At 72.2% G+C, this 1,065-nt stretch carries 1 protein-coding gene; it reads right to left on the reverse strand.

Annotated elements, in window-relative coordinates; all coding sequences use genetic code 11:
* Positions 1 to 253: 253 nt before the first annotated feature.
* The coding region (locus NHL53_RS14545) for a hypothetical protein (RefSeq protein ID WP_433777613.1) at positions 254 to 1,065 on the reverse strand (812 nt) is incomplete at its 5' end.

A 1,065-nucleotide genomic window follows, 5' to 3' on the forward strand; every position in this document is an offset into this window, starting at 1 on the left:
ACACCTCGGGAGCCATGGAGCGGCCAGCCGAGCGGGTTCAGAGGACGTCGCCGAACGTGAACACGAGCGTCACCGCGACGGCGAGGACCAGGGAGACGACGATCACCGCGGAGGTCCGATACCGACCGGCGAGCGCCTCCATATGCGGCGCGACGTCAGCCGACTCGCGCGCAGGATCGGCGAAGTTCTCCTCTGGCCTCCGCGCGCGAGACGCGGGAACGCAGGGGGCGGGCGTCGATCGCGTGGAGGTCTGTCACGACCGGGCTCCGAGCGCGAGGGCGACCAGCACCGCGATCGCCACGACGCTGATGCTCGCGATCGTGATGACCGGGCCGGCGACCGCCCACCTCAGCGGACCGTACTGCGGCCCGCGGCCCCGCGCCCAGCGGCGCACGAGATCCCACGCCGGCGACGCCCCCAGCACGGCGACGACCTCGTCGACGAGCCGGATCTCCTCCCGCCAGCGCCACGCGCTGCCCGTCGAGACGAGTCGCCGCGAGGAGAGGATCAGGTGCCGCCCCGCGAACTCCGCGTCGAACCGCGTCGCGACGCGAGCGAACAGGGCGACCGTCTCCGGATCGAACAGCGCCCGCGCCACCGGCTCCGCACCGTCTGCCACGTAGAGACGGAACGAACGCCCCGCCCCGACGTCCACCCGCTGCGACCGGTGCCTCTGACTCGGCAGAGGCACCCCGAACACGCGAGCCAGCCGCCCCGCGTCGACCGCCATAGGCGGCAGGCGCTCCGGGAGCCGGATCGCGATGTACCCGACGTGCCGATCGAGGAACCCCGCCTGGGCACGCGACACGAGGTTCCCGAACTCGACCGGCGTTCCGCGTCGGGATCCGCTCACGGTCGCGAATCGCGCATGATCGACTCCGCTCGAAAACGGCAGCCCCTCGTATCCGCCGCCCGGTCTCCACAGCCGGAACCGCATGTCGTTCCGGTCGGCGAACCGTGCGATGCGGGCCGCCGTGTCCGCCGAGAAGCGGAGCGCGTTCGTCGATGCCTGCGCGCACACGAGCAGGGAGATGACCACGATGCCCGCGAGCCGAAGCGACAGCT

The sequence above is a fragment of the Microbacterium sp. gxy059 genome (assembly GCF_050958665.1).
GTDB lineage: Bacteria > Actinomycetota > Actinomycetes > Actinomycetales > Microbacteriaceae > Microbacterium.